This is a genomic window from Brasilonema sennae CENA114 (assembly GCF_006968745.1).
In the GTDB taxonomy this organism is placed as follows: domain Bacteria; phylum Cyanobacteriota; class Cyanobacteriia; order Cyanobacteriales; family Nostocaceae; genus Brasilonema; species Brasilonema sennae.
This window is the reverse complement of sequence record NZ_CP030118.1, coordinates 6,704,178-6,726,759: the sequence shown is the minus strand read 5'-3', so window position 1 is coordinate 6,726,759 and position 22,582 is coordinate 6,704,178. Positions and strand designations below refer to the sequence as shown.

The following is a 22,582-nucleotide window of genomic DNA, read 5'->3' as shown; positions in this document are numbered from 1 at the left end:
GGCATCCCTCTCCTTATAAAGGAGAGGGAAAGGTTTTAGCTACGAAGGGTTAAAGATTCAAGTATTTTATTTAACAAATTCTATATATAGGACTCCTATTTGATTTTTGAAAAAAACTCCGTACACCTTTATTGTTTCTTCCCTGTTCCCTGTTAAGCGTTCCCTGTTCCCTGCCCTAACGAGTTAGTTCAGAAGTCAAACCGGATTCCTATATACTGAAAATACTACTATAACGGTTGTGCAAACCCAACAAACATAAATATCACCCTGTGAGAGCGCAACGATAGTATAGAAATAGGATGCCTTAAATTTTATTTTTATTATGAAAACACTTATATCTTATTACAAAGAAATACAAGAAAAGCTAAAGTCTCAATTAGAACGAACAGAAACAACTGAGCAAGTCGTCAAGATAGTTCAAGACGAGATTAACAAGCTTGCAGACTTGAGTGGTGATTACATTAGAGGATTAACCCCACCACAGGCACGCCTTGCTACAGCCATGTTAAAGGCGCTTAATCAATACACGAGCATTTTGATATTAGTCAAACTGCAAGATTCAATCCTAAACACTCCGGAAAAATCTCACAGTAGTGCTAACTCACAATCCGAAAACCAGCTAGGCTTGACTGAGTTAACCTCTAACACTTTAGCGCCATTTAACACAATGATTCAGATAGAAAAAAATCTGAAATCATTGACATCGCTTGACTATTACAAGCAGGGATTATCACAACAAGTACAACAAAACCGCGAGGTTATGAGTAGCTTACTTGCTGGCGGTATAACGGGAACCTTGGCAGGGGGTTATATATGGGGGTTAATAGGAGCAATTACCGGAGGAGTGATTGGAAAAATAGTTCAGCAAACGCAGTCGTCTGAAAACACAGGTGTTGTCTCGCAGCCAGAACCACCTAAAAACACGTTGAAAACAAGTACTGTAAAAATAGATATTGATAAATTACTTGACCATCTCTATCAAGCTTTTCAATCAATTGATCTAACTGTTGCTGCGTACGCGGGAAGCGAAGAGAAATCACCCAAACCTGGTCTGGAAAATCATCTAGACTTGTTAGAGTACCTACAAGATTTGATGGCAGACGGACTCGATGAACAAACTCAACTGCCAACTACGGTGCGTAGGCGCATTGAACAAGCTGCGACGATTTTGAGACGCTACGGAATTGAGACACGAGTTTATCAATCAATAGAGGAACAGGACTCGGGAATGGAAGCTTGGTCGATGTTTTACTTTGAGCCAAGTCTCGATCCACAAATTACAGATTACATCACCTTGAAACAAGCCTTGGTTAAAGATAACCAAGTACTCTTACCAGGTAGCGTAATTGAGCCTGCATCACCAGTATAGTAAGGTGGGCAATATTCATTATTTTACTCTCGTTCCCATGCTCTGCGTGAGAACGAATCAATAGTATTAATTGTATGGAGCAAACAGAATTACTCATGCGCGATTATCATAATATCAAAATCATTGGATTTGATTTAGGGCATGGAGAAACGGCTCTTAGCTGGGTACGAGCAGATAATGCAGAAACGACTCCTCAAAGTTTACTCATTAATAATAGGAAAAGCCAAATCACTGCCATTGCCCATCATCCAAAAAAAGGAATTGTCATTGGTGAAATGGCATGTCAAATGCCCGATGCCACCATCTTTGAAATCGCCTTTAAATCTAGGCGTTTTAATGAAACGGCATATCAAAAAAACATTAAAGAATTTGTGAATGCTATCTATCAGCATTTGATTGATACCCAACAAATTCAGTCCGGAGATAACAACTACTTTTTCATCGGTTGTCCATCAGGATGGTGGCAAGAAGAAATTGAGACTTACAAACAACTCCTCTCTAAAGATTGCTTGCCAAATGCAACCGTAGTCAAAGAGTCACGCGCTGCTTTGATGCACGCCAAAGAAAGTGGCATATTCACCATAGAAGAATTACAAAAGTCGGTGCTGGTTATCGACATTGGTTCTTCCACCACAGATTACACCCTTGTCAAGGGTATGTCTGACACTCCGATAGATTTTGGACACGACTTGGGTGCATCCTTAATTGAAAAAGAAATTCTTAAGAAAACCCTGGAATGTCAAACACAATATAGGGAGGGACGCGAAGAAATTTTACGACTTGGAGAAATTCTTAAAGATGAAGAAATTTTGCAACTAGAAGAAATTTCACAGCTTGAAAAAATTTTTGAGCAAAACCCAATATACAAAAATCGCTGTGAACTTCGATGCCGTAAAGCAAAAGAAGAGTATTTTAATTATCAAGATTCTTACGAAGAAACTATTGTTAATGTAGGTATTGAAGATATTCAAAGAAAATTTAAGTTTTTGCCTCTTGTCAATGGCAAAATAATCAACACAATTCTCAGTCAACCTTTACGAGAACTTGACAACAAAAGTTGGCGTGATGCTTTCCGTGACCAGTTGCAAGGAGTCAAAGAAAAGTTGCAACACATAGGCATTCAACCAAGTGCCATTCTCCTCACAGGTAGTGCTTCCAAGATGTCGTTTGTTCAGGAAATTTGCCAAGAAGTCTTTGCCGATTTGCCTTGCAAGCGAGATGGAGAACCCGAACTTAGTATTGCCAGAGGACTGGCACGTTGGGGACGTGTGTACATTCGCACAGGGGGATTTCTGGAAGAAATTAATCAATTTCTTGACCGAGAACTGACAGGTATTGTAGGAAATTATATACCCGTGTTCTTGGAAAAATTAGCCGAAGAACTGGCAAATGGTTTGGTAGACGACGTGATAAAACCAAGCGTGCAATCTTGGCGGAACAGAAAGATCATAACGCTCTCATCTCTTGAATCGGAAATAGAGCAGAAAGCCAAAGCTTGGCTAACAGGAAGTGATGCCAATAATAAAGTGACGACCTGTTTAGTTGAGTGGTTGTCAAAAGTTCAAAACGAGGTGAGGGAAAAAACAGATTCAATCTGTAGAAAATATAATTTACCACTGGAAACATTTAGCAGCAAAACAATTGACTTGGGGGATCACACAGACAAAGTTCCTACATCTATATCTTTGGATGATTTAACCGGGCTTTCTATATTTGTTGGGCACCTTGTTGCTTTAATCGTAGGCGTTGTCCTAGCAGGATTATTCCATATTCTACTTTTTACGGGAATCATTGCACCGATTGTTGGAATAATAGCTTACTTTATAGGTGAGTCCTTAGTTAAGGAAACAGATATACCCGGCTGGATACGCAAATTAGTGCCTGATCAGAAAATTGACGAACTAGCGTTTCAGAAGAAACCAGAGTTGCAGCAAAAAATTCAACAGACTTTAATCCAAGATCCAACAATAGGTGTCAAATTGGGTAAATCTATCAGTGAGTGGCTCAAGGAAAGTGTGCAGGAGCAAGCGGATAAGGCTAGGTTGTTGATTGCTTAAGGGAGTACGTCAGTTTTGCAAATATACGCCCACACCCTAGAAGGGCTAGGCTAAACAAACAAAGCCCGCCTATGCGCTTCGCTAACGCGGGCTTGATTTTTGTTTAGGTGTACTTCAGAATTTGGGCTACCTTTAAAATATTGAATAATAGCTCAGTAGATTGCTGATGACTCAGGAAGAATTGCTGCGGGTAATTGAGATGGCGGCGAGTGAGGGAGCGATGGAACTCGATCTCTCTGGCAAGGATTTGACAGTTTTACCGCCTGAGATTGGCAAGTTGACTCATCTCAAAAAACTGATTCTCGGCAAATATGAGTATGATGACGAAAGCGGTATCGTTGATACTATCGGGAATAACCTGAGTGCTTTACCTCCAGAAATCGGACAGCTTGATCATCTTGAAGAACTTCAGGTTGTTGGTAATCGCTTAAGCAGTTTGCCTGCGGAAATTGGAAAAATCACCAACCTGCAAACGCTCCACCTCAGCAGCAATCAACTCAGCGTACTGCCAGCGGAAATTGGAAAAATCACCAACCTGCAAACGCTCCACCTCAGCAGCAATCAACTCAGCGTACTGCCAGCGGAAATTGGAAAACTCACCAACCTGCAAACGCTCGACCTCAGCTTCAATCAACTCAGCACACTGCCAGCGGAAATTGGACAACTCACCAACCTGCAAACGTTCAACCCCAGCAGTAATCAACTCAGCGCACTGCCAGCGGAAATTGGAAAACTCACCAACCTGCAAACGCTCAAACTCAACAACAATCAACTGAGCGCACTGCCAGCGGAAATTGGACAACTCACTAACTTGCAATTGCTCCACCTCATGAGCAATAAACTGAGCGCACTGCCAGCGGAAATTGTCCAACTCACCAACCTGGAATCGCTCTACCTCTGCTGGAATCAACTGAGCGCACTGCCAGCGGAAATTGTCCAACTCACTAACCTGCAATTGCTCGACCTCCGCTTCAATCAACTGAGCGCACTGCCAGCGGAAATTGTCCAACTCACCAACCTGCAATCGCTCTCCTTCAGCGAGAATCGACTCAGCGCACTGCCAGCAGAAATTTTCCAACTCACCAACCTGCAAAGGCTCGACCTCAGCGAGAATCGACTCAGCGCACTGCCAGCGGAAATTATCCAACTCACCAACCTGCAAACGCTCTCCCTCTGCGACAATCGACTCAGCACACTGCCAGCGGAAATTGTCCAACTTACCAACCTGCAATCGCTCTACCTCCACAGCAATCAACTCAGCACACTGCCAGCAAAATTTGGACAACTCACCAACCTGCAAACGCTCGACCTCAGATGGAATCAACTCAGCGCACTGCCAGCGGAAATTGGAAAACTCACCAACCTCCTAACGCTCAAGCTGAGCAGTAATCAACTCAGCGCACTGCCAGCGGAAATTGGAAAACTCACCAACCTGCAAACGCTCGAGCTGAGCAGTAATCAACTCAGCGCACTGCCAGCGGAAATTGGAAAACTCACCAACCTGCAATCGCTCCACCTCGACAGGAATCAATTCAGTACACTGCCAGCGGAATTTGGACAACTCACCAACCTGCAATCGCTCTACCTCAGCAGCAATCAATTCAGTACACTGCCAGCGGAATTTGGACAACTCACCAACCTGCAAACGCTCTACCTCGACAGGAATCAACTCAGCAACAATCAACTCAGCGCACTGGCAGCGGAATTTGGACAACTCACCAACCTGCAAACGCTCTACCTCAGCGACAATCAACTCAGCGCACTGCCACAGGAAATTGTCCAACTCACCAACCTGCAATCGCTCTACCTCTGGAACAATCAACTCAGTACACTGCCAGCGGAAATTGGACAACTCACCAACCTCCAATCGCTCTCCCTGGGCAGGAATCAACTCAGCGCACTGCCAGCGGAATTTGGACAACTCACTAAGCTGCAAATGCTCGATCTCCGCTACAATCAACTCAGCGCACTGCCAGCGGAATTTGGACAACTCACCAACCTGCAAACGCTCTCCCTCAACAGGAATCAACTCAGCGCACTGCCACAGGAATTTCGACAACTGACAAAACTTGAACTATTGGATCTTCGTGGAAATCCAGTCCCCATTCTACCTGAGATTTTGGGATCGAAAGACTTGTCAAAAAATCCAGGTGATGTGAATGAAATTCTCGATTTCTATTTCCGCGTACAAGACCCAAATGAAACCGAACCCCTTTATGAAGCGAAATTCTTGATTGTTGGCGAAGGGGGGGCGGGGAAAACTTCCTTAGCCAAGAAAATTGCAGACGAAACTTACAAACTCCAGTCAGATGAAGAATCCACCCAAGGCATTGATGTCATTCAGTGGAACTTCACACAACCCAATGGACAACTTTTTCGCGTCAATATTTGGGACTTTGGCGGACAGGTAATCTATCATCAAACTCACCAATTTTTCCTGACAAAGCGTTCTCTTTATGTATTAGTTGCCGATACTCGTAAGGAAAACACAGATTTTGACTGGTGGCTCAAGGTTGTTGAACTTTTAAGCGACAATAGCCCAGTTCTGATCATCAAAAATGAAAAACAAGACCGTCAGTGCGAAGTCAATGAGCGCCGATTGCGAGGAGAGTTTACCAACTTAAAAGAAATTCTCGCAACCAACTTAGCCACCAATCGCGGTTTACCGGAAATTAAAAACGCCATTGAGAATTACATCAGCAGGCTTCCCCACGTCGGCACACCTTTGCCAAAACTCTGGGTGAGAGTCCGTTCAGCCTTAGAAAACTATTCCCGCAACTACATCAGCCTTGAAGAATACTGCACCCTTTGCCGAGAGAATAAACTAACTGACGATAAAGATATGTTGCGCCTTATCCACTATCTGCATGACCTAGGTGTTTGCCTTCACTTCCAAGACGACTCTACACTCAAACACTATGTCATTCTCAAACCGGAATGGGGCACCACTGCTGTCTACAAAGTGTTGGACAATGATACCGTCAAGAAAAAGCTCGGATGTTTTACCCAGGACAATCTTGCCGATATTTGGAAAGATGGCGAATATGCGCAGATGCGAGATGAACTGCTGCAGTTGATGATGCGGTTCAAACTGTGCTACCAAATACCAAGTCGTCCTGGCACTTATATTGCACCTCAACTGCTTTCGGTTAACCAACCCGATTACACTTGGGACGACAGCAATAATCTAATTTTGCGCTACGAGTATGATTTCATGCCCAAAGGTATCCTCACCCGCTTCATCGTTGAGACACACTTTTGGATTGAACAACAAAAACTTGTCTGGAGAAGTGGGGTTGTTCTTGATAAAGACCAAACGCGTGCTGAAGTTATTGAAAACTATAATCAAAAGCAAATTAAAATCCGTGTTGCCGGAAACCGCAAGAAAGAACTACTAGCAGTTGTCACCCACGAACTCGAAAAAATTCATAAGTCTTTCGAGCGTTTGCAGTATCAAACTCTTGTTCCCTGCAATTGCTCTAGCTGTCAAGGAAGTCAGACGCCTTATTCCTACCTTTTGGACGTGCTGCACAGGTTCCTAGATGCTCGTCAGAACCAAATCCAATGTCAGAAAAGCTTTCAAATGGTTGATGTCCGAAAATTGATTGACGATGTTATGCAGCAAACCTCGGGAGCAGAGTTGCAACGGGAATTAGAACAGAAGAAAAATGAATCTCAGCAATCATTTATGCCAGAACCCATAATCAGAAATCAAGTCTTCATAAGCTATAGCCATCAAGACCAACAATGGTTTACCATACTCCAGAAACACCTAAAACCCATAATTCGCAACAAAAAGCTAACTGTGTGGGATGATACCAAAATCCAAGCCGGTGCTGAGTGGCGACAAGAAATCGAAGAAGCGATCGCAGCAGCAAAAGTAGCTGTGTTGATGGTTAGTCCTGACTTTTTAGCATCAGATTTCATTGCTGATAATGAGTTACCTCCACTCCTAAATACAGCTCAAGCCAAAGGACTTACGATTATTTGGATACCGTTGCGTTTTAGCAGTTACAAAGAAACAGCAATTGAAAAGTATCAAGCAGCGCACGATCCCAAGAATCCTCTAAGTAGGTTGAGTGAGGCAGAGCAAGATGGAGCTTGGGTGGACATCTGTAGTAAAATCAAAGAAGCAGCATTCAAGATTAATCAAGTGTAACAAAAGTGATATTTACTACAAAAATTTAGTTACTCCTATCACTATTAAATAATTTATCGAATCAGCCCTTCATTTGCTATAAAGATTAGGCAATTTTGTCCAGGTAGATAGAATACATTACGCCATGATTGAAAATCAGAGGTTTGCAAGCTGAGATTGTTGCTCATTAAAAAATTAGAAACCCGGTTTTTTAAAAAACCGGGTTTCTATATTTTTAAGGAAATTTAAATTCCCCCTTTTCGGGGGATTGACAAATTTTATAAAGTCTGGATTAAAGAGGCGTAATACTGGCAATCTTGCCATTTTGGCGTTGAACCCTTTGAAAGTAATCTGATAGCTGTTCGTAGGGGATAACGACTGCTTGGTTGACGCGGCGAACCTTGGGATATCCTGGTTTGGAAATACTTGCCACTTCAACTCGATAGAGTCGTCCTGTGCCAAAAGCTTGTGAGCCTCCAAATGTGCTGCTGGGAGTTTCTCCTCTTAGGGGAGGACGATAGGCAAAGCCATTATTGCTAGGGGCAGGAGCAACTACGGTTGATGCACTATTTTTCGCCAGTTCACTAGCTAGACGAGGAGAATTGCCTGGGATTTGGGAGCGATCGCTCGTCGCATACCCACGATACAGCTGAAAAATCCGGGTAAAGCCCACGGTTTTCTGTCCCGGTTGAGTCGTAAATCCCCGATAGTAGGGTACGATATTTTCCCCAAAGTTAACTTCGTACTCGGTTGAGTCAATATAGGAATCAATGTCAGCGTCGTATCCTTTGGTTTGGTACAAATCCAGGTGATAGGCTATCTCAGATTCATCATAAGGAGCACGACCCAAAAAATGTTTGTAGTTCAATTCCGTGAAACGGCTGTGGAAGCTACTGGAGAAAAACTTAGCTTTATACAGTTGGGATTTTGCCACCTGACGGACAAATTCTCGCACGCTGATCGAGCCATTCAACAGCAGAGATTCTGCGCCAGTCAGGCGTTCGGATTTTAATAAATAATCATTGCCTAAGACTTGACGATAAACAGCCGCGATCACAGCAGAAATATCTGTCTGGCTGGCTTTAGACCATAATTCAATAGGTGCAGCATTACTAAAAGCAGAGGTTCCGAGTCGAGAGGCGGCTGTTGTAATAGCCATCTAAAAGAGTCTCCTTGATTAAAAACTTTTATGAAAGAGTGATGCTAATAATCTTGCGTCCTTGGCGATTGAGTTGTTGCAATCGATCCGACAACTGCTCAAAAGGGACAACCACTTCACTAATACTTTGGCGGATAACTGTAGAGTTAGGAGAAGCCGCCTGCGTGAGGCGAATTCGATAAGTGTTACCACCGCGACGACCTGTTGAAGTGCCAGTTAAGGTGCCAGCAGAAGCTGGGTAGATAGGGGATACCAGGTTTTTTGCTAGATCCCAAGTTAATTGTCCTTTGGGTTTATTTTGAGCGCGATCGCTATTCGCATAGCCTCGATACAACTGGAAAAAATGCGGAAATCCGACTGTTTTTTGTCCTACGACAGTTTGGAAGCCCCGATAGTAAGGCACAATGGAATCCCCAAAGCTTTGTTGATACTCAACAGAATCAATGTAGGAATTAATATCAGCTTCGTAACCTTGAGAATTGTAGAGATCGACGTGGTAGGCAATTTCTGACTCGTCGTAAGGAGCACGACCCAAAAGATGTTTATAATTCAATTCAATGAAGCGAACTTGAGAGTTGGAATAGAAGAACTTTTGTCGATACAGTTTCGATTGAGCGATCGCACGCACAAAATCCCGTAGTGTAATCTGTCCCTGACGCAAGAGTGATTCTGCACTCAAAAGACGCTCACTTTGCATCAGATGTTCATTGCCCAAAACTTGTCTATAGGTCGCCCAAATAACCGCTTGGACATCAGCTTCTGTCCTCACAGGACGCAGTTCAACCTTTTCAGCATCTGCAAATGGACGAATCCCTAATCGGCTTGCTTCTCCTAACGCTGGCATAATTCCACCTCTTAAATCTCGATTACACAACTGCGAATCTGGTTAAAAAGACATTTAAAAAAAGCCTTTGCGTAGTCATTGAAAAGCTAGAAAACTCCAACAGCATAAGTATCTCAGTCAGTTTGAATTGAGAGAACAGATAATGATGCCAGTGTTTGAAGCCTTTCAGGCTGACTACACAAAGGCTCGACGCATTTGCAAACTTGAGGTCAGTTTTGTGGAACTATGAAACGAAGTTTGGTGAAAATAATCTCGTAATAACATTACTTTGCATGGACAATTACCAAATTATTTTCTTGCTGCATCACACAAAACTGAAAGACTTCCGCTAGGTCAAAGAATTGATCACATAATCAATGTAGGAGTTCGCTTCAACAGCGGGGTCACCTGATAAACCATGATTCGCCTTAATGTGTTTGAGGGCTTCGATGTACCAGCTTGGAGATAACTCAAAGGTGCGGTTGATTTCAGCTAAGCCAGCAATCAAATAATCGTCGATTGGACCTGTGCCACCTACAACCAAAGCGTAAGTAATAATCCTGAGATAGTAGCCGACATCGCGTACACATTTTGCCTTGCCAGTAGAACTAGAAGCGTAGTTAGGTCCATCCAACTGGGTGGTATAAGGAAACTTTTGATACACCGCGTTTGCAGCGGCTTCAGCCAGACTTGACGCTTTTTTAGATAACGTCTTTGCCGCTTCTAAGCTGACAGCTGCCTGGCGGTAACGACCGAATGCAACCTGGATTTCAGTGCTACTCAAAAAGCGACCTTGGGAATCCGCAGAAACAATAGCTTCCGTTAAAGGCGTCTTACTCATTGACTTAATATCTCCAAGTTTGTTCTATAAAGGATTGATTTGATGTAGTTGTGATGACTTAGGCAACAGCCGCCGCCGCGCGATCAAAATAGGTTGCAACTTCCGCAATCAGCGCGCTGCAATCACCACGGGTAATATTGTTGGGGTCATTGGCAATGGCGATCGAGGCATCCTTCAGCTTCTGAATACCAACAGCAACAGAAGCCCCAGGGGTGCCTAGTGCCAGATAGGTTTCCCGCAAACCATTGAGGGCACGATCATCCAGGACACTGGCATCTCCCGCAAAAATCGCATAAGTCACATAGCGTAGGATGATTTCCAAATCCCGTACACAAGCAGCAGCACGACGGCTTGTGTAAGCATTTCCACCAGGCGCAATCAGCTGAGGTTGTTCAGCGAACAACTGTCGAACTGCATTGGCAACAATAATAGACGCATTGCTAGAAATTCGGTTGATGACATCAACGCGCTTGTTACCGTCTCTAACTAAACCGAGTAGAGCATCCAGCTGAGAGTCGTTGAGGTATTCTCCTCGTGAGTCAGCTTGAGCAACAACTTTAGAAAAAGCATCCTGCACCATAGTTGAAATCTCCTAAATTTTGATGAGTTGAGAATGAATGATGTGATTTTAAAACAGGAAGTGAAGGATTAAGCTTTGCACTTCTTCTCAGACGGATAATTGCACAAGAACTTGAAGCCAAGATTATAAAAATCTTAACCATTTGCTTTCTTATAGCAAGAACATCCTCTTCCAAAAGACTAAATTATCTTTTAGTATCTGAGAAAAATTCACAATCGTGAGAAAAGCAATGAACCTCAATAAAACAGAAGCTTCACTACTTTCTTTCGCCTATTCACTCGTAATTTCTTTTATACAATAATTGCCATCCACATTTTTGTTACAAAACATTTCGTGTTGTTCAGAAAGGCATAGCATCAATGAGCAAGTCTGTTATTTGCAGTAGTTATTACAAATTACATTCAATTAAATCTAGTATTTAAGTTAAAAATGAAGTCTGTAACCTTTGTCTGGAATAATTTTCGGAAAAAAAATGATTTTAAGCATAAATTATTTATCTTTAGTAATATCTATTTTTTCTCGTATATTTAAGATGTCTTTATGATATTTTTCACAATAAACAGTCATTGATAACTAAGAAAATAGTAATTATTTTTACTAAATTTTTGTAGCTTTAATTACAATAATTAATAAAGTGTAACAAAAGTGATATTGACTACAAAAATTTAGTTACTCCTATCACTATTAAATAATTTATCGAATCAGCCCTTCATTTGCTATAAAGATTAGGCAATTTTGTCCAGGTAGATAGAAGACATTACCCCCAAGGTTCGCAAACGAAAGAGGAAGCTGTTTGATGAATTTAAGAAAGTCGCTTCAAATTGTGTCCAGCCTTCAGGAGTCATGGGTTGTGCTGGATTATTATCTGCAATGCACAGACACTAATCATTTTCAGACTATTTTGCAAAAAATTCGCTATATATTTCCATAAAGAAATGCGCGGGGGACTTGATAAGGACGCTAGTACCGCAAGGCGGAAGTCAAAAGTCAAAAGTATTATGGAATGGGCTTTTTAGCTCTTTCAAATGGTCTGTTTATTTCCGCCACGTTATACAAGAGCAAATTTACTAACTTTTTACATAGATTTTACAAAAAATTCACTTTATTAGCTGGCAATATATGTGTATTCTTTTACTGTTAAGTTTAAAAAAAGAATTAATTTTGATCAAACGTAAATAAACAAAAATATGGTGAGTCAAAATTTTGGATTCAATGGCTTTTCATTTTAATTGAAACAAAGAAAAATTAATTTGGAGGGCTAATTGGCTCCAAGATACGAATTTGAGCGAAAAACAGGGAATTTGCTTATCTATTGTCATTTTTATTTTTGGCTATTTAACCTAATTGTTGCCTTCATTTAGATTGATTTTAGAAATAGATTTTTAGATTTTCATTTATAACGCTTATCAGTGTGCTTTCTGGAGTTTTGGTTGTCAAAATAGCTTTTTACTCTTGAAAAACGACTTTTGCAACCAAATTAGACGTAAACTCTCATAAAAGAAAACCTTTGAGAAAAAGTTTGCGATTTACTAAATCTTTTTGCAGAACGATGCCATTACTCTTCGTAACAGATAGTAGTAGAGTTTATCGTCTGCTTAGTGACACTGCTAGAACTATGTCATAAGTTTATGGACGAGCTAAACCTCTACCTGCAATCGCTTATTCAAGAAGCTTGCAGTCACCCACCAACCAGCCCACAGCGTAGTAAAGCCATCAACTCTTTGCTCCGAGTTCTCCTGAAATCAAGGCGTACTGGGAGTGAAGGGAATGATCTCTACGAAGAAGCTCTATATAAAACCATGTTTAATTTGAGCAAAACACTTTGCGACAAATATGATCCAAGTCGAGGTTCATTTTTGGCTTGGTTTAACACCTGTCTTCGCAATCAGTACAGGGATGAAATTCGCGCGGCTAAACGCGATCGCTCTCACAGACAATCTGTATGGCAAAGTGATGAGGTTGAACTCGACCCCTTAGATCTAGTTCCTTCTGGGATAGATGCTAACTTACTGCTTGATACTTGGGAATCATTTGTCCAATGGATCAAAGACGATCCTGAGAATCTTCTTCAGGCTTGCCACATAGCAACTAACCCAAAAGCAAACTGTCAATTGCTTGCCCATTTGAGACTCGTCGTTGGTAAAGAATGGCAGGAAATTGCTGCGGAAGTTGGCTCGACACGTGGTGTAATCTCTTCTCATTGGTGCAGAAAATGTGAACCCTTACTCCAAGAGTGGTTAGATATAAATCAGAGGCTGTTTGGAGAAGATAATTATGAGCGATAAGCTAAATGTCTTACGAGAACTAGCCATTCCCTTCCCAGTGACTGCATCGTTTCGCCGACAAGCCAGAGCTTATGCGTCGCAGTATTTCACGCAAGATGCCCAAGAAAGAGTCTATTTTAAGACTCTAGCTGTACTCGTTGCTGATGCGTATTTTCGTTTGCTCGGTTTTGAGACTAATATTATTCAACCAGAAAGATGGAATGCAGCGCGTCGTTTATGGAGTGAAGTAAGCGATCTAGAACTTCCTGGATTAGGCAATTTGGAGTGTTGTGTACTTGCTACAGGACAGGATACTGTGATTCTACCACCGGCAAGTTTGAGCAATCACATCGGCTATTTATTTGTAGAAATTGCTAGTTCAGAAAAAGAAGCGACACTATTTGGGTTTTTACCTGCTTTTCATCCAGAAACCACAGATACAGAAGTGGCGATGGCGCAGAGCGCCCGCTTCGCGATTGCTGATTTACAGTCTATGGATGATCTAATCGATTACTTGGCGCAACAAGAAACATCTTCATTTACTGATTCACTGACTGAAATAGTCAAGACAAATGACCTGACGCGAGAATTTGCAGAAAAAAAAATTACTTACTTAAGAAACTGGTTGAATAACATTTATGAGGCGGACTGGGAACCCTCAATGCGCGATCTCAGGAGTGCAACCTGCAAGAAAAAGCTCCAGTTGGCAGGGCAAGTATTTGAAATGCAACTTTCTGTTTCCCAGAACAACGACAAATTGATTTTTGTCAGAGTTAATGTCCAATGTAAAAATGGTTCTCTGCCTAGAGGAATGCAGGTCAGTGTGCCAGACGAATCTGATATTTATACCGAAACAGTCAATGAGGCGGCTGATTTGATTTCTATCCCTCTGGAATTATCTTCAGGTGAGGAGTTCTGGGTAGAGTTGCGGATAGGAGAAATTTTCATGAGAGAATACTTTATCGCCTAAAAAAGAGTTGCAATGGCATTTAAAATCTCCTTTAAAATTGGCGGACGAGTACAACTTAACCATTCTGAAGTTCTGCCTGTCACCCTTGCCATCTACGATCAAGAAGGACAAATTGAAGAACTCGTTTCCTTTCTCTCTCCTTTACCAAAACCTCTCGAAGATAAGTTCAAAGAATGGCAGTATTATATTGGTCTTCAAGGTAATCGTAAGGTAGCAAAAAATCGTGACAAGCTGATTTCAGGAGTAGTCAATCTCACAGAACTAGCAAATTCCTTGAAAACCGAATTAAACAAATGGTTGGGTAGGGATGGCTGGATCGATGAGAATGGACAATCAGATCAGCGTGTCAGTCGGGTTTTAGAAAAATTTAGGAAGAAAATTACACAAAAGGATGAAATCCAAATTATTGTACAGACAGAAGACCGACAACTGCGGGGACTGCCTTGGCAAGAGTGGGATACCTTGGCAGCGTATACTAGCAGAGGTGTAGAAGTGGCAATTAGTGCCACAAATTTTAAGCGGCTGACTCAGAAGCAAACACCACAACTGAAAGCAACTGCACGCATACTTGTAGTGTTTGGTGACGAAAAGCTTGGTTTTGCAGAAGAAGAGGATTTTATCAAAAGCCTGAGACAGCATGGTGGAGAACCTCATATCCTCAGACAACCTACGCGCCAAGAGTTAGAACAAAAGTTAAAAGACTCTCAAGGCTGGCAGATTTTCTTTTTTGCCGGACATAGTGAAAGCGATCGCGACGGACGAATTGGGCGCATTCAAATTAACTCAGCCGATGGCGCACAAGGAATTATCGAAATCACTGAACTAACAGACTTGCTCCAAGATGCGATCCAGAAAAAATTGCAACTGGCAATCTTTAATTCTTGTGATGGTTTAGGACTGGCAAACCAATTAACCGAGCTATCTCTACCCTACTGTATTGTGATGCGCGAAATGGTTGAGTCCTCTGTCGCTAGAGAATTATTGAGGCATTTTCTGGAAGCTTTTGTCAAAGATCGCTCTTTATTTGCATCGATGAATGCAGCACGACAGCAGTTACAAAAGAAATTTGAACCGGGCAAAAGTTGGCTTCCTGTAATTGTTGCTAATCCTCTGGCGAAAGAACTGACATGGAACCGTTTGTTTTCCGAGAGGAGGTTATCTTGGCGCTGGGAGATGGTATTGGGCATGATTGCGATCGCTGTGCTAGTTTGCCTACCCATAGGGATATTCAGCGAGTTTCAGGGTTGGGAAACCTTGACACTTTACGCAGGACTCTACCCTCACCTGGTAGTCTATCCTTCCCTATTTCTCTGGATGCCTCTGTTTGCGGCTTACAGAGCACATTGCATGATTCGCGTCAAGACACGCCCGTTTGTATTTTTGACACTCTTAACTATTTTTCTCGTATCGGGGGGGCTGTTCTTTGAGCTTACTGGCGATCGCATCATGTTAATGGAGTTCAAATCCGATGCGACGACGACAATTTATGCACAGCAACTTCCCCAACTCTACTTAAAGTGGCAAACTTCAGCAGCAGATATTCAGAACATTCCCCAAGAAATTTTTAATACCCGTCAGATTTTCGATGTTGACGGGAATTTGACACTGAAAAAATCAGAGTTAGAGCCAGTCATTAAACGTCTTCATACATTCGATAACATCGCAGGATTTCAAGGACTTTTGCGGATTGCTACCGCTTATGATGTTTGGCGACAAAATACTCAACCCTTTTCAATTAGTCGATGGTTTTACGCCTTCACCTTTATTGCCATTATTTCTTGTGGTGTCCAGATTTTGGCGCTTGTGGCGACGATTTGGTTTGTACCAGATTCCATATTTAATAAGAATAAATACTTGACATATGTCATCATCTGTGAACTAGGTATTCTGTTGTGGGTGCCCTTTCAAAGCTACAGCATAGAGCATACCAAAAGCCTGTTATTTTCACCTGAGTTGAAAGGTACTTTAGCTGGACTCAATGTTCTTCTTTATGCAATTATTGCCATCATATTTTCAGCAACTGTTAGCAGCATCTACAGAAGTGCCACCAAAAAATATCAGCCTATTTTATTGTCATTCTTGTTAGGTAGTTTCATTTTGACGCTTCTAGGTAGCTGGTTTGGAGTTTATCTCATTGATCACCTATTTGGAATGAATAGTACCAATCCGCTGACTCCTTGGTTTGCAAGTAGCCTTTTCTTTGCTGTTTTATTTTTCTTCCTGTTCGTGCGGTTGATTGATCATGGCGTTGGAGACGAGTGAATATGGAAGGTAAATTAGTCAGCAAAGAACAGCAGAAAGTAATGCTGATTGTAGGCTTGGCATACATTTTGCCGATTATACTGATTGATTTGGGATTAGTTCCTTTTCGGGCGCGATTTTATGTCCTCATCTTGGCTGCTATAGCTATTTTTGCGATCGCGCAACTGTACCGATTCTCTGCTTTAGAACTGGGATTTACGAAACGACACCTGGGAAGTTCTCTCAAAGCGATCGCCCTACCAACATTGGCTTCTGCTTTGCTCATGTTCATTTACTATATTATGCAAGGGCCACGCATCGACAACTCTGCATACAAATGGACTTTCTATCTTTTCTTTGTTGGTGTATCTTCTCCTGTACAAGAGTTTTTATATCGCGGCTTTTTATTCGGGATTTTTTCTAGAGCAAAGTTGGCGATTTGGGTACAGATTCTGCTCTCGACATTACTCTACAGTTTTGTTCATCTCATCTATCGAGATGTACCTACGCTGCTGTCCACATTTATCCTTGGTCTGTTCTGGGGCTGTCACTACGCAAAGTATCGCAATTTATATAGTATTATCGTCAGTCACTCAGTACTGGGTGCGATCGCTATCCTGGTTGGATTGGTGTAATTCTTGCCGATAGCAGCCCTCTCATCTCCTTAATGCAGTGCTACAGGATGTTCAAGAAATAGACTAATTACAGTTCAGATAATTTACAGTTAGTCTGGTAAAATAAAGCTCATGCAAAATTGGTTGAGTGTTTTGCAGTACAGGGTGACTATAGTACGTATCTAGATTAAGCCAGTAGTGCGTTAAGCGAAGCTCTGCCGTTTGCGCAGCGCCCCTTTTAGGGGCTAGGCAATCGCCGAAGGCGAGGCGAAAGCCCATCGCTATTTTAGTGAGTCTGGTATCAGGCTCAAGCAAAATTTTTTAAGTGTTGTGCAGCACGGGGTGACTATCGTCGTACGTATCTAGATTGAAGCTGTAGTGCGTTAAGCGAAGCTCTGCCGAAGGCGGGACGAAAGCCCATCGTCATTTTAGTGAGTCTGGTATCAGGCTCAAGCAAAGTTTTTTGAGTATTGTGCAGCACGGGGTGACTATCGTACGTATCTAGATTGAAGCTGTAGTGCGATCCTCCTTGGCGTTGGCGTTCGCGGAGCGTCTCGAAGAGAAGCCATTGCTATTTTAGTTGTTCTGGTATAAAGCTCAAGCAGAATTTTTTGAGTATTGTGCAGCACGGGGTGACTATCGTACGTATCTATATTGCGAGGGATACGAAATTGCAAAGGTAAGTCAGAATGCCTGCTGCTGTAAGCTTCCATTCTGGAATTCTATCTACAAACATCGATTATCTCAGTTACCAAAAGCTACCACTATAAAGAATACAGTCCTATGAAATTCATTGTTGGATTATCAAGTCTTGCTTTATTTTCACTCTCTAGCATTTCTCCGTGTTTAGCCGCAAGTCAATCGATCAATCCCTCAACAGATCAATCCCTATCGAGTCAATCTTTACCCAATGTAGCAAAAACAATCCAGGTGGCTCAGACCTTCCGCTCTATCACCCAAGAAATCAATACAGTAGACCGCGAGATACGCAACACACAAAGAGCTAGGCAAAGACAGGAACGTTTAAATTTTTATAGACAACGAAAACAAGAACGTGCAGCAGCAGCAGCAGCTAGACGTGAGCAAGAACGAAGATACTTTGAAAGTCTTACTCCAGAACAACAAAAGCAATATATTGCTCAAAAACGCGCTAGACAGGAACAACAAGCGAAACAGATGTTACTAATGCTTGGAGTATTGGGGGCAGCAATGGGGGGAAACTCAGGAGCGTCATCACAACAAACACAAGAATATTACTATATACAAAACCCCTCAACACCAAGCTATAACTCCGCTCCCCCATCTACTGCACCAATTGGGCCCATATACGGATCTGGTCCTGGAGGATCATTCTATGGCAATTAGACCAGAACAATAATTAGAACGGCGCTATGGGAGTGAGACTAATAACTTTTCCATCTCACTCTTTCCCTATACCTGATATTTCTCCAGCGCAACATGAGTATCTTTAAACAAAAAAGGATTATGAACTTAAATAGAATCGGCTTAGTTTTAGCTCCGATTTTAGTGACCTCTGCCACTTTTTTTCCTTCTCAGGTAAGAGCAAAATCGCGAATTACTTCAGTCGGTGATGCTGCTCTTAATGCGGCTGATCATTGTCAGAAGAATGCTCCAGCATTTGTGCGCAATAATCCCACATATATTAAGATTGTGGGTATTCGCTGCTCAGAAATTGTTCACAAAGTTGTTGCAGCTCTTAGGGCAGCTAAATATAGTCCGACAGGTTTAAATTTACAATCAGATAGAGATCTGACGGTTTTCATCAACAGAACTTCTCCTATTCTTGTAAGGGATGCTTCTGTTACTCAAAGTATTAGAAGTGCGCGAGTGGTATTTAGCGATGATGTGATAGAGACAATTCTCTTGGGATCAATTGGTGCGTATGCGTATCTGGATTTTGGCATTGACATTACTCACAATTCGCGTAATCGAACAATTGGAGGATGGCAAGCAGCAATTGGCGGTAACTCAAGAGCGTCATCAAGATCCAACTCCTCACCAGTGGCTTTACCTTCTCCTAATTCGCCTCCTCCTTATTTACCTTCTCCGAATTTGTCTCCTATGAATGCACAAAAAAAGATTTCGGAGCCGCGAGTTTTAGCCCAAATTTCCAATAGCGTTTGCAAAAAGTACGTTACAGTTAAACCAAAAAATGATAATTGTAACCGATTAACAGTTAACGGAATGTTGACTTTAAACGGCTCTAAACTTGATACCACTGGAGTGGATTTCGAAAATGACTCACAACGTGAAGCTTATATCGACAGAGGGGTAAGTGTGTTGCTGGAAGACACATCCTTTATGAATCTTCTGATATCTCCTTCGAGTCATTTGACTAGAGAGGAACAAGTAAATATTTTACGTAACGTCACTGTTATTTATGGAATGCTAAAAAAAGCAGGATACTAAAAATATCATAATCTAGTTCTTAGTAAGGAATTTCTTTCTGCTTTTAGGACTAAAGTTTTTACTACTAATCTTTAACTATTTACCCTGAGGATAATCTTTTCTATAATTTTTTAAATTTTTCAATGCTGAAATTTATGTCTGAGCTACCAAAGAAGCTAACAAATCTTTCCTTTGTAGGTGGTGCGATGCTCCAGCAGGGAGCCAAGCCCTTGCGGGCGATCGCACTGTTACTTCTTTCAACCACCCCTTCCTATGCTACAAGCCTCAATAGTATTTTCTTCATTACCAAGAGCGACAACGGTAACCAGGTGCATTATGGTGTGCAGACTAATGCAGACTGCTCTCTGAAAACTTCTAAACCTGTGTACCCCTATTGGAAGCTCGAAAGTGGTCGGTTAGAGCGTTTGCTTGCTATGGAAGTTCCAGCTTTTGGTATTGCTAGCCAATCAGTCTCAGGTAACGAAATAGTCATGGAAGTGAACGGCTTCAAAGCACGAGGAATTTCCAAACCCATTACAATTCGGTCTACCCGATTAAAAAGTCAAGAGTGTCAAATATCGGCTTTTACAAAAATCAACGGCGAAGCTACTCAGCTACTCCAAGTCCATATTGATTTGACTAGACAGGGTTTATTTGGGCTTGGTGGTACCGTTCACAGCATCACATTTTACGGTGCTGGTCAAAAGCAGGAAGAGATTGTCTGTAGATCTAATTGCAGTTTCTAAGGAGTCGGGTTGAGCAATGCGAAACCCAATCTACACTTAATGCACTATTTTATTAGAGAAGATGGTGATTTGAAGATTTATGATAATATTTTTTATCTTAACAAAAGAATCAATACGAATTATCATATCCTTGCCAAAGAGCGACTTGTTGCCTCAGTTCCAACATATCTAAATGATTGCTGGCAAACGCTTTTCGTAAAAGTGGATAAGGAATAAACTCATCATACTTTTGAATTTGTGGAGCATCCATTTCACTCACTAAATCCTGATTATTTATTCTTTGCTCACATAAGGAAACAATTTCAGAATAAAGAGATTCGATTTTTTTATGAGCTAATTTAAGTGTCAAAAAATAAGGATTGTCGCCACTTATACTGCTAATTTCCAACGACTCGCGGCAAAAACAGTTCAGCAATTTTTCCAAAGTACGGTAAGCGACAGTACCCATCCAAGGAAAAATACAACACTTTCCCTTTTCTAACTGCAAAATATTGTGTTTATCTAGTCCCGCATCTCTTGCTAATTCACGAGCTGAATGCAAACGTTTCAAAGCATTCTCTTGTAAGTAGCTGTACTCGATATCCTCAAACAACACTTGTCGCATTCGTTGCAAAATTCTTGTATGAATCGTACCACTACCACCCCGCCAAAAAATACTAGCTTTACCATCTACCTGCTTAACTAAAATAATCTTTCTTTTAAAATCAACATCTGTAACTTCCCAAGTTTTCCCTGCCAAAGCAAATAGATGTCCAACCGGAGACGGCATTGTGATACTACCAATTTCTGTTGTTCCTTGCTTAACCACATATTCTTGATTATCAGGAAAAACAGCGTAAAACTGAAACTTTCCTACCACCTTCTCCCCAGCTAAACCAACGATGAGTTTACCTTGTTCAGTTAAGTGAAGATGGTCAATATCAATGAGATAGCGCAATAATAACTTAAAATCTTCTTGAGAAATAGCAGCAAAACTTGGTAGACTTAAAACCTCTTTAGCAAGAGCAGCAGGAGAAACTTCTCCCATTGCTACTAAAACACTCATTGTCTGATGGTATAACAAACTCAACGGATATCTAAGAGGCTTAATTGGTTCAATCCACCGTTCCTCTAAATAAAGTTGAATAATTGCAATACATTGCAAAATTTGCCAAGGAACTTGTTCCGGTAAAGATGCTTCTGCATGTACTTTCTCCTCAGCACAAACAAACCGCATATCAGCAGCTTCACCTCTTCTTCCAGTACGTCCCAACCGCTGTAAAAAACTAGCAACAGAAAGAGGCGATTCCAACTGAATAACTCTCTCCAAATAACCAATATCAATACCCAACTCTAAAGTCAACGTCGCAGCAGTCACCGCAGGATAATTTGGTTCACGCATAGCAGCTTCAGCCGCTTGACGCAAACTCGCAGAAATACTACCATGATGCACATGATAAATATCTGGATACCCATCTTCAGCAGCAATTTGACGCAAAGATGAAATCACAGATTCCGTTTGAGATTTGTTATTAGCAAAAATCAGACACTTCCGAGACTTACTCAAATTAAAAAGATATCTATCATATACACTTACGTCTTCTTCTCTCTTCTCTTTTCTTCTCTCTGCGTCCTTGGCGACTTGGCGGTTCGTTTCAGACAGAACAAAATGCTCAACAGCAAGTTTAATTTGACGCTTTCCTCCCTCAATCTTCGGAGTAACCACCAACTTATCAGTCCCAGAACATAACCACTCCTCAGCCATCGAGTAATCACCCAAAGTCGCCGACAAACCAATTCTTCGAGGTTCTCTTTGCGTCAATCTTGCCAACCGTGCCAATTGACAAAGAATCTGACAACCGCGTTCTGAACCCATAAATGCATGAATTTCATCAATGATCACAAACCGCAAATCACCAAACAAACGCGTCAACTCATGATATTTATTAATTAATAAACTTTCTAAAGATTCTGGCGTAATTTGCAGAATACCTTTAGGATTCTTAAGAAGTTTAGTTTTATGACTTTGACTAACATCACCATGCCAATACCAAACGGGGATATCCGCCTCTTTCAACAAATCATTTAAACGTTCAAATTGATCATTAATTAAAGCCTTAATAGGACCAATATACAGTGCACCAATTGTAGCAGAAGGGTTTTCATATAATAAAGTCAAAACAGGTAAAAATGCCGCTTCTGTTTTCCCCGAAGCAGTACCAGCAGCAACGAGCAAATGAGCATCAGTGTTAAAGATAACTTTACAAGCTTCAATTTGAACTGGTCTTAATTCAGTCCAGTTATGACTGTAAATATATTCTTGGATAAAAGGGGCGAGTCGGGAAAATATAGCATCGCTCATTTTGTACTTACACCTTAACAGGATTGCTAT

At 41.5% G+C, this 22,582-nt stretch carries 15 protein-coding genes; 10 read left to right on the top strand and 5 right to left on the bottom strand.

What is annotated here, in order from left to right:
* Positions 1-322 precede the first annotated feature (322 nt).
* The 3 genes from DP114_RS28020 to DP114_RS28010 all read left to right on the top strand — a co-directional run bounded on the left by DP114_RS28020 (position 323) and on the right by DP114_RS28010 (position 7,585).
* Complete coding sequence (locus DP114_RS28020; RefSeq protein ID WP_171977680.1) at positions 323-1,369, top strand: hypothetical protein; 1,047 nt, start codon at positions 323-325, stop codon at positions 1,367-1,369.
* A gap of 74 nt (positions 1,370-1,443) precedes the next feature.
* Complete coding sequence (locus DP114_RS28015; protein ID WP_246162842.1) at positions 1,444-3,426, top strand: Hsp70 family protein; 1,983 nt, start codon at positions 1,444-1,446, stop codon at positions 3,424-3,426.
* A 166-nt stretch (positions 3,427-3,592) separates the two neighbouring features.
* A complete protein-coding gene (locus DP114_RS28010) occupies positions 3,593-7,585 on the top strand; it encodes a leucine-rich repeat domain-containing protein (RefSeq protein ID WP_172195319.1) in 3,993 nt (1,330 codons plus the stop codon).
* A gap of 271 nt (positions 7,586-7,856) precedes the next feature.
* Here the strand turns inward: DP114_RS28010 and DP114_RS28005 are convergent, their stop codons facing one another.
* The 4 genes from DP114_RS28005 to DP114_RS27990 all read right to left on the bottom strand — a co-directional run bounded on the left by DP114_RS28005 (position 7,857) and on the right by DP114_RS27990 (position 10,967).
* Positions 7,857-8,723, bottom strand: coding sequence for a phycobilisome linker polypeptide (locus DP114_RS28005; RefSeq protein WP_172195317.1), 867 nt, complete (start codon positions 8,721-8,723; stop codon positions 7,857-7,859).
* A 28-nt stretch (positions 8,724-8,751) separates the two neighbouring features.
* Positions 8,752-9,567: a phycobilisome linker polypeptide gene (locus DP114_RS28000; protein WP_172195315.1), complete on the bottom strand. Its 816-nt coding sequence runs from the start codon at positions 9,565-9,567 to the stop codon at positions 8,752-8,754.
* Between the two features lie 328 nt (positions 9,568-9,895).
* Entirely contained in the window at positions 9,896-10,387 is a 492-nt protein-coding gene (cpcA, locus tag DP114_RS27995; RefSeq protein WP_172195313.1) for a phycocyanin subunit alpha, read from the bottom strand.
* A 58-nt stretch (positions 10,388-10,445) separates the two neighbouring features.
* The gene (locus tag DP114_RS27990; protein WP_172195311.1) at positions 10,446-10,967 is read right to left on the bottom strand and encodes a phycocyanin subunit beta; all 522 of its coding nucleotides are present in this window, start codon (positions 10,965-10,967) and stop codon (positions 10,446-10,448) included.
* Positions 10,968-12,595: 1,628 nt separating this feature from the next.
* On the opposite strand from DP114_RS27990, the gene DP114_RS27985 reads away from it, so the two are divergent.
* The 7 genes from DP114_RS27985 to DP114_RS27955 all read left to right on the top strand — a co-directional run bounded on the left by DP114_RS27985 (position 12,596) and on the right by DP114_RS27955 (position 20,211).
* A complete protein-coding gene (locus DP114_RS27985; RefSeq protein ID WP_171977677.1) occupies positions 12,596-13,252 on the top strand; it encodes a sigma-70 family RNA polymerase sigma factor in 657 nt (218 codons plus the stop codon).
* A complete protein-coding gene (locus tag DP114_RS27980) occupies positions 13,242-14,201 on the top strand; it encodes a DUF1822 family protein (protein WP_171977676.1) in 960 nt (319 codons plus the stop codon). The genes DP114_RS27985 and DP114_RS27980 overlap by 11 nt, the downstream gene beginning before the upstream one ends.
* Positions 14,202-14,213: 12 nt before the next feature.
* Positions 14,214-16,463 carry a CHAT domain-containing protein gene (locus tag DP114_RS27975; protein ID WP_171977675.1) on the top strand — a complete coding sequence of 750 codons (2,250 nt, stop codon included), beginning with the start codon at positions 14,214-14,216 and terminating at the stop codon, positions 16,461-16,463.
* A gap of 2 nt (positions 16,464-16,465) precedes the next feature.
* Positions 16,466-17,077, top strand: a complete 612-nt coding sequence (locus tag DP114_RS27970; RefSeq protein WP_171977674.1) for a CPBP family intramembrane glutamic endopeptidase — start codon at positions 16,466-16,468, stop codon at positions 17,075-17,077.
* Positions 17,078-17,839: 762 nt separating this feature from the next.
* Positions 17,840-18,421, top strand: a complete 582-nt coding sequence (locus tag DP114_RS27965; RefSeq protein WP_169268401.1) for a hypothetical protein — start codon at positions 17,840-17,842, stop codon at positions 18,419-18,421.
* Positions 18,422-18,514: 93 nt separating this feature from the next.
* A complete protein-coding gene (locus DP114_RS27960) occupies positions 18,515-19,486 on the top strand; it encodes a hypothetical protein (protein WP_171977673.1) in 972 nt (323 codons plus the stop codon).
* 134 nt (positions 19,487-19,620) lie between these two features.
* The gene (locus DP114_RS27955) at positions 19,621-20,211 is read left to right on the top strand and encodes a DUF4833 domain-containing protein (RefSeq protein WP_171977672.1); all 591 of its coding nucleotides are present in this window, start codon (positions 19,621-19,623) and stop codon (positions 20,209-20,211) included.
* Positions 20,212-20,320: 109 nt separating this feature from the next.
* Here DP114_RS27955 and DP114_RS27950 read toward each other — a convergent pair whose 3' ends face one another.
* Entirely contained in the window at positions 20,321-22,552 is a 2,232-nt protein-coding gene (locus tag DP114_RS27950) for a DEAD/DEAH box helicase (RefSeq protein ID WP_171977671.1), read from the bottom strand.
* Between the last annotated feature and the right edge of the window lie 30 nt (positions 22,553-22,582).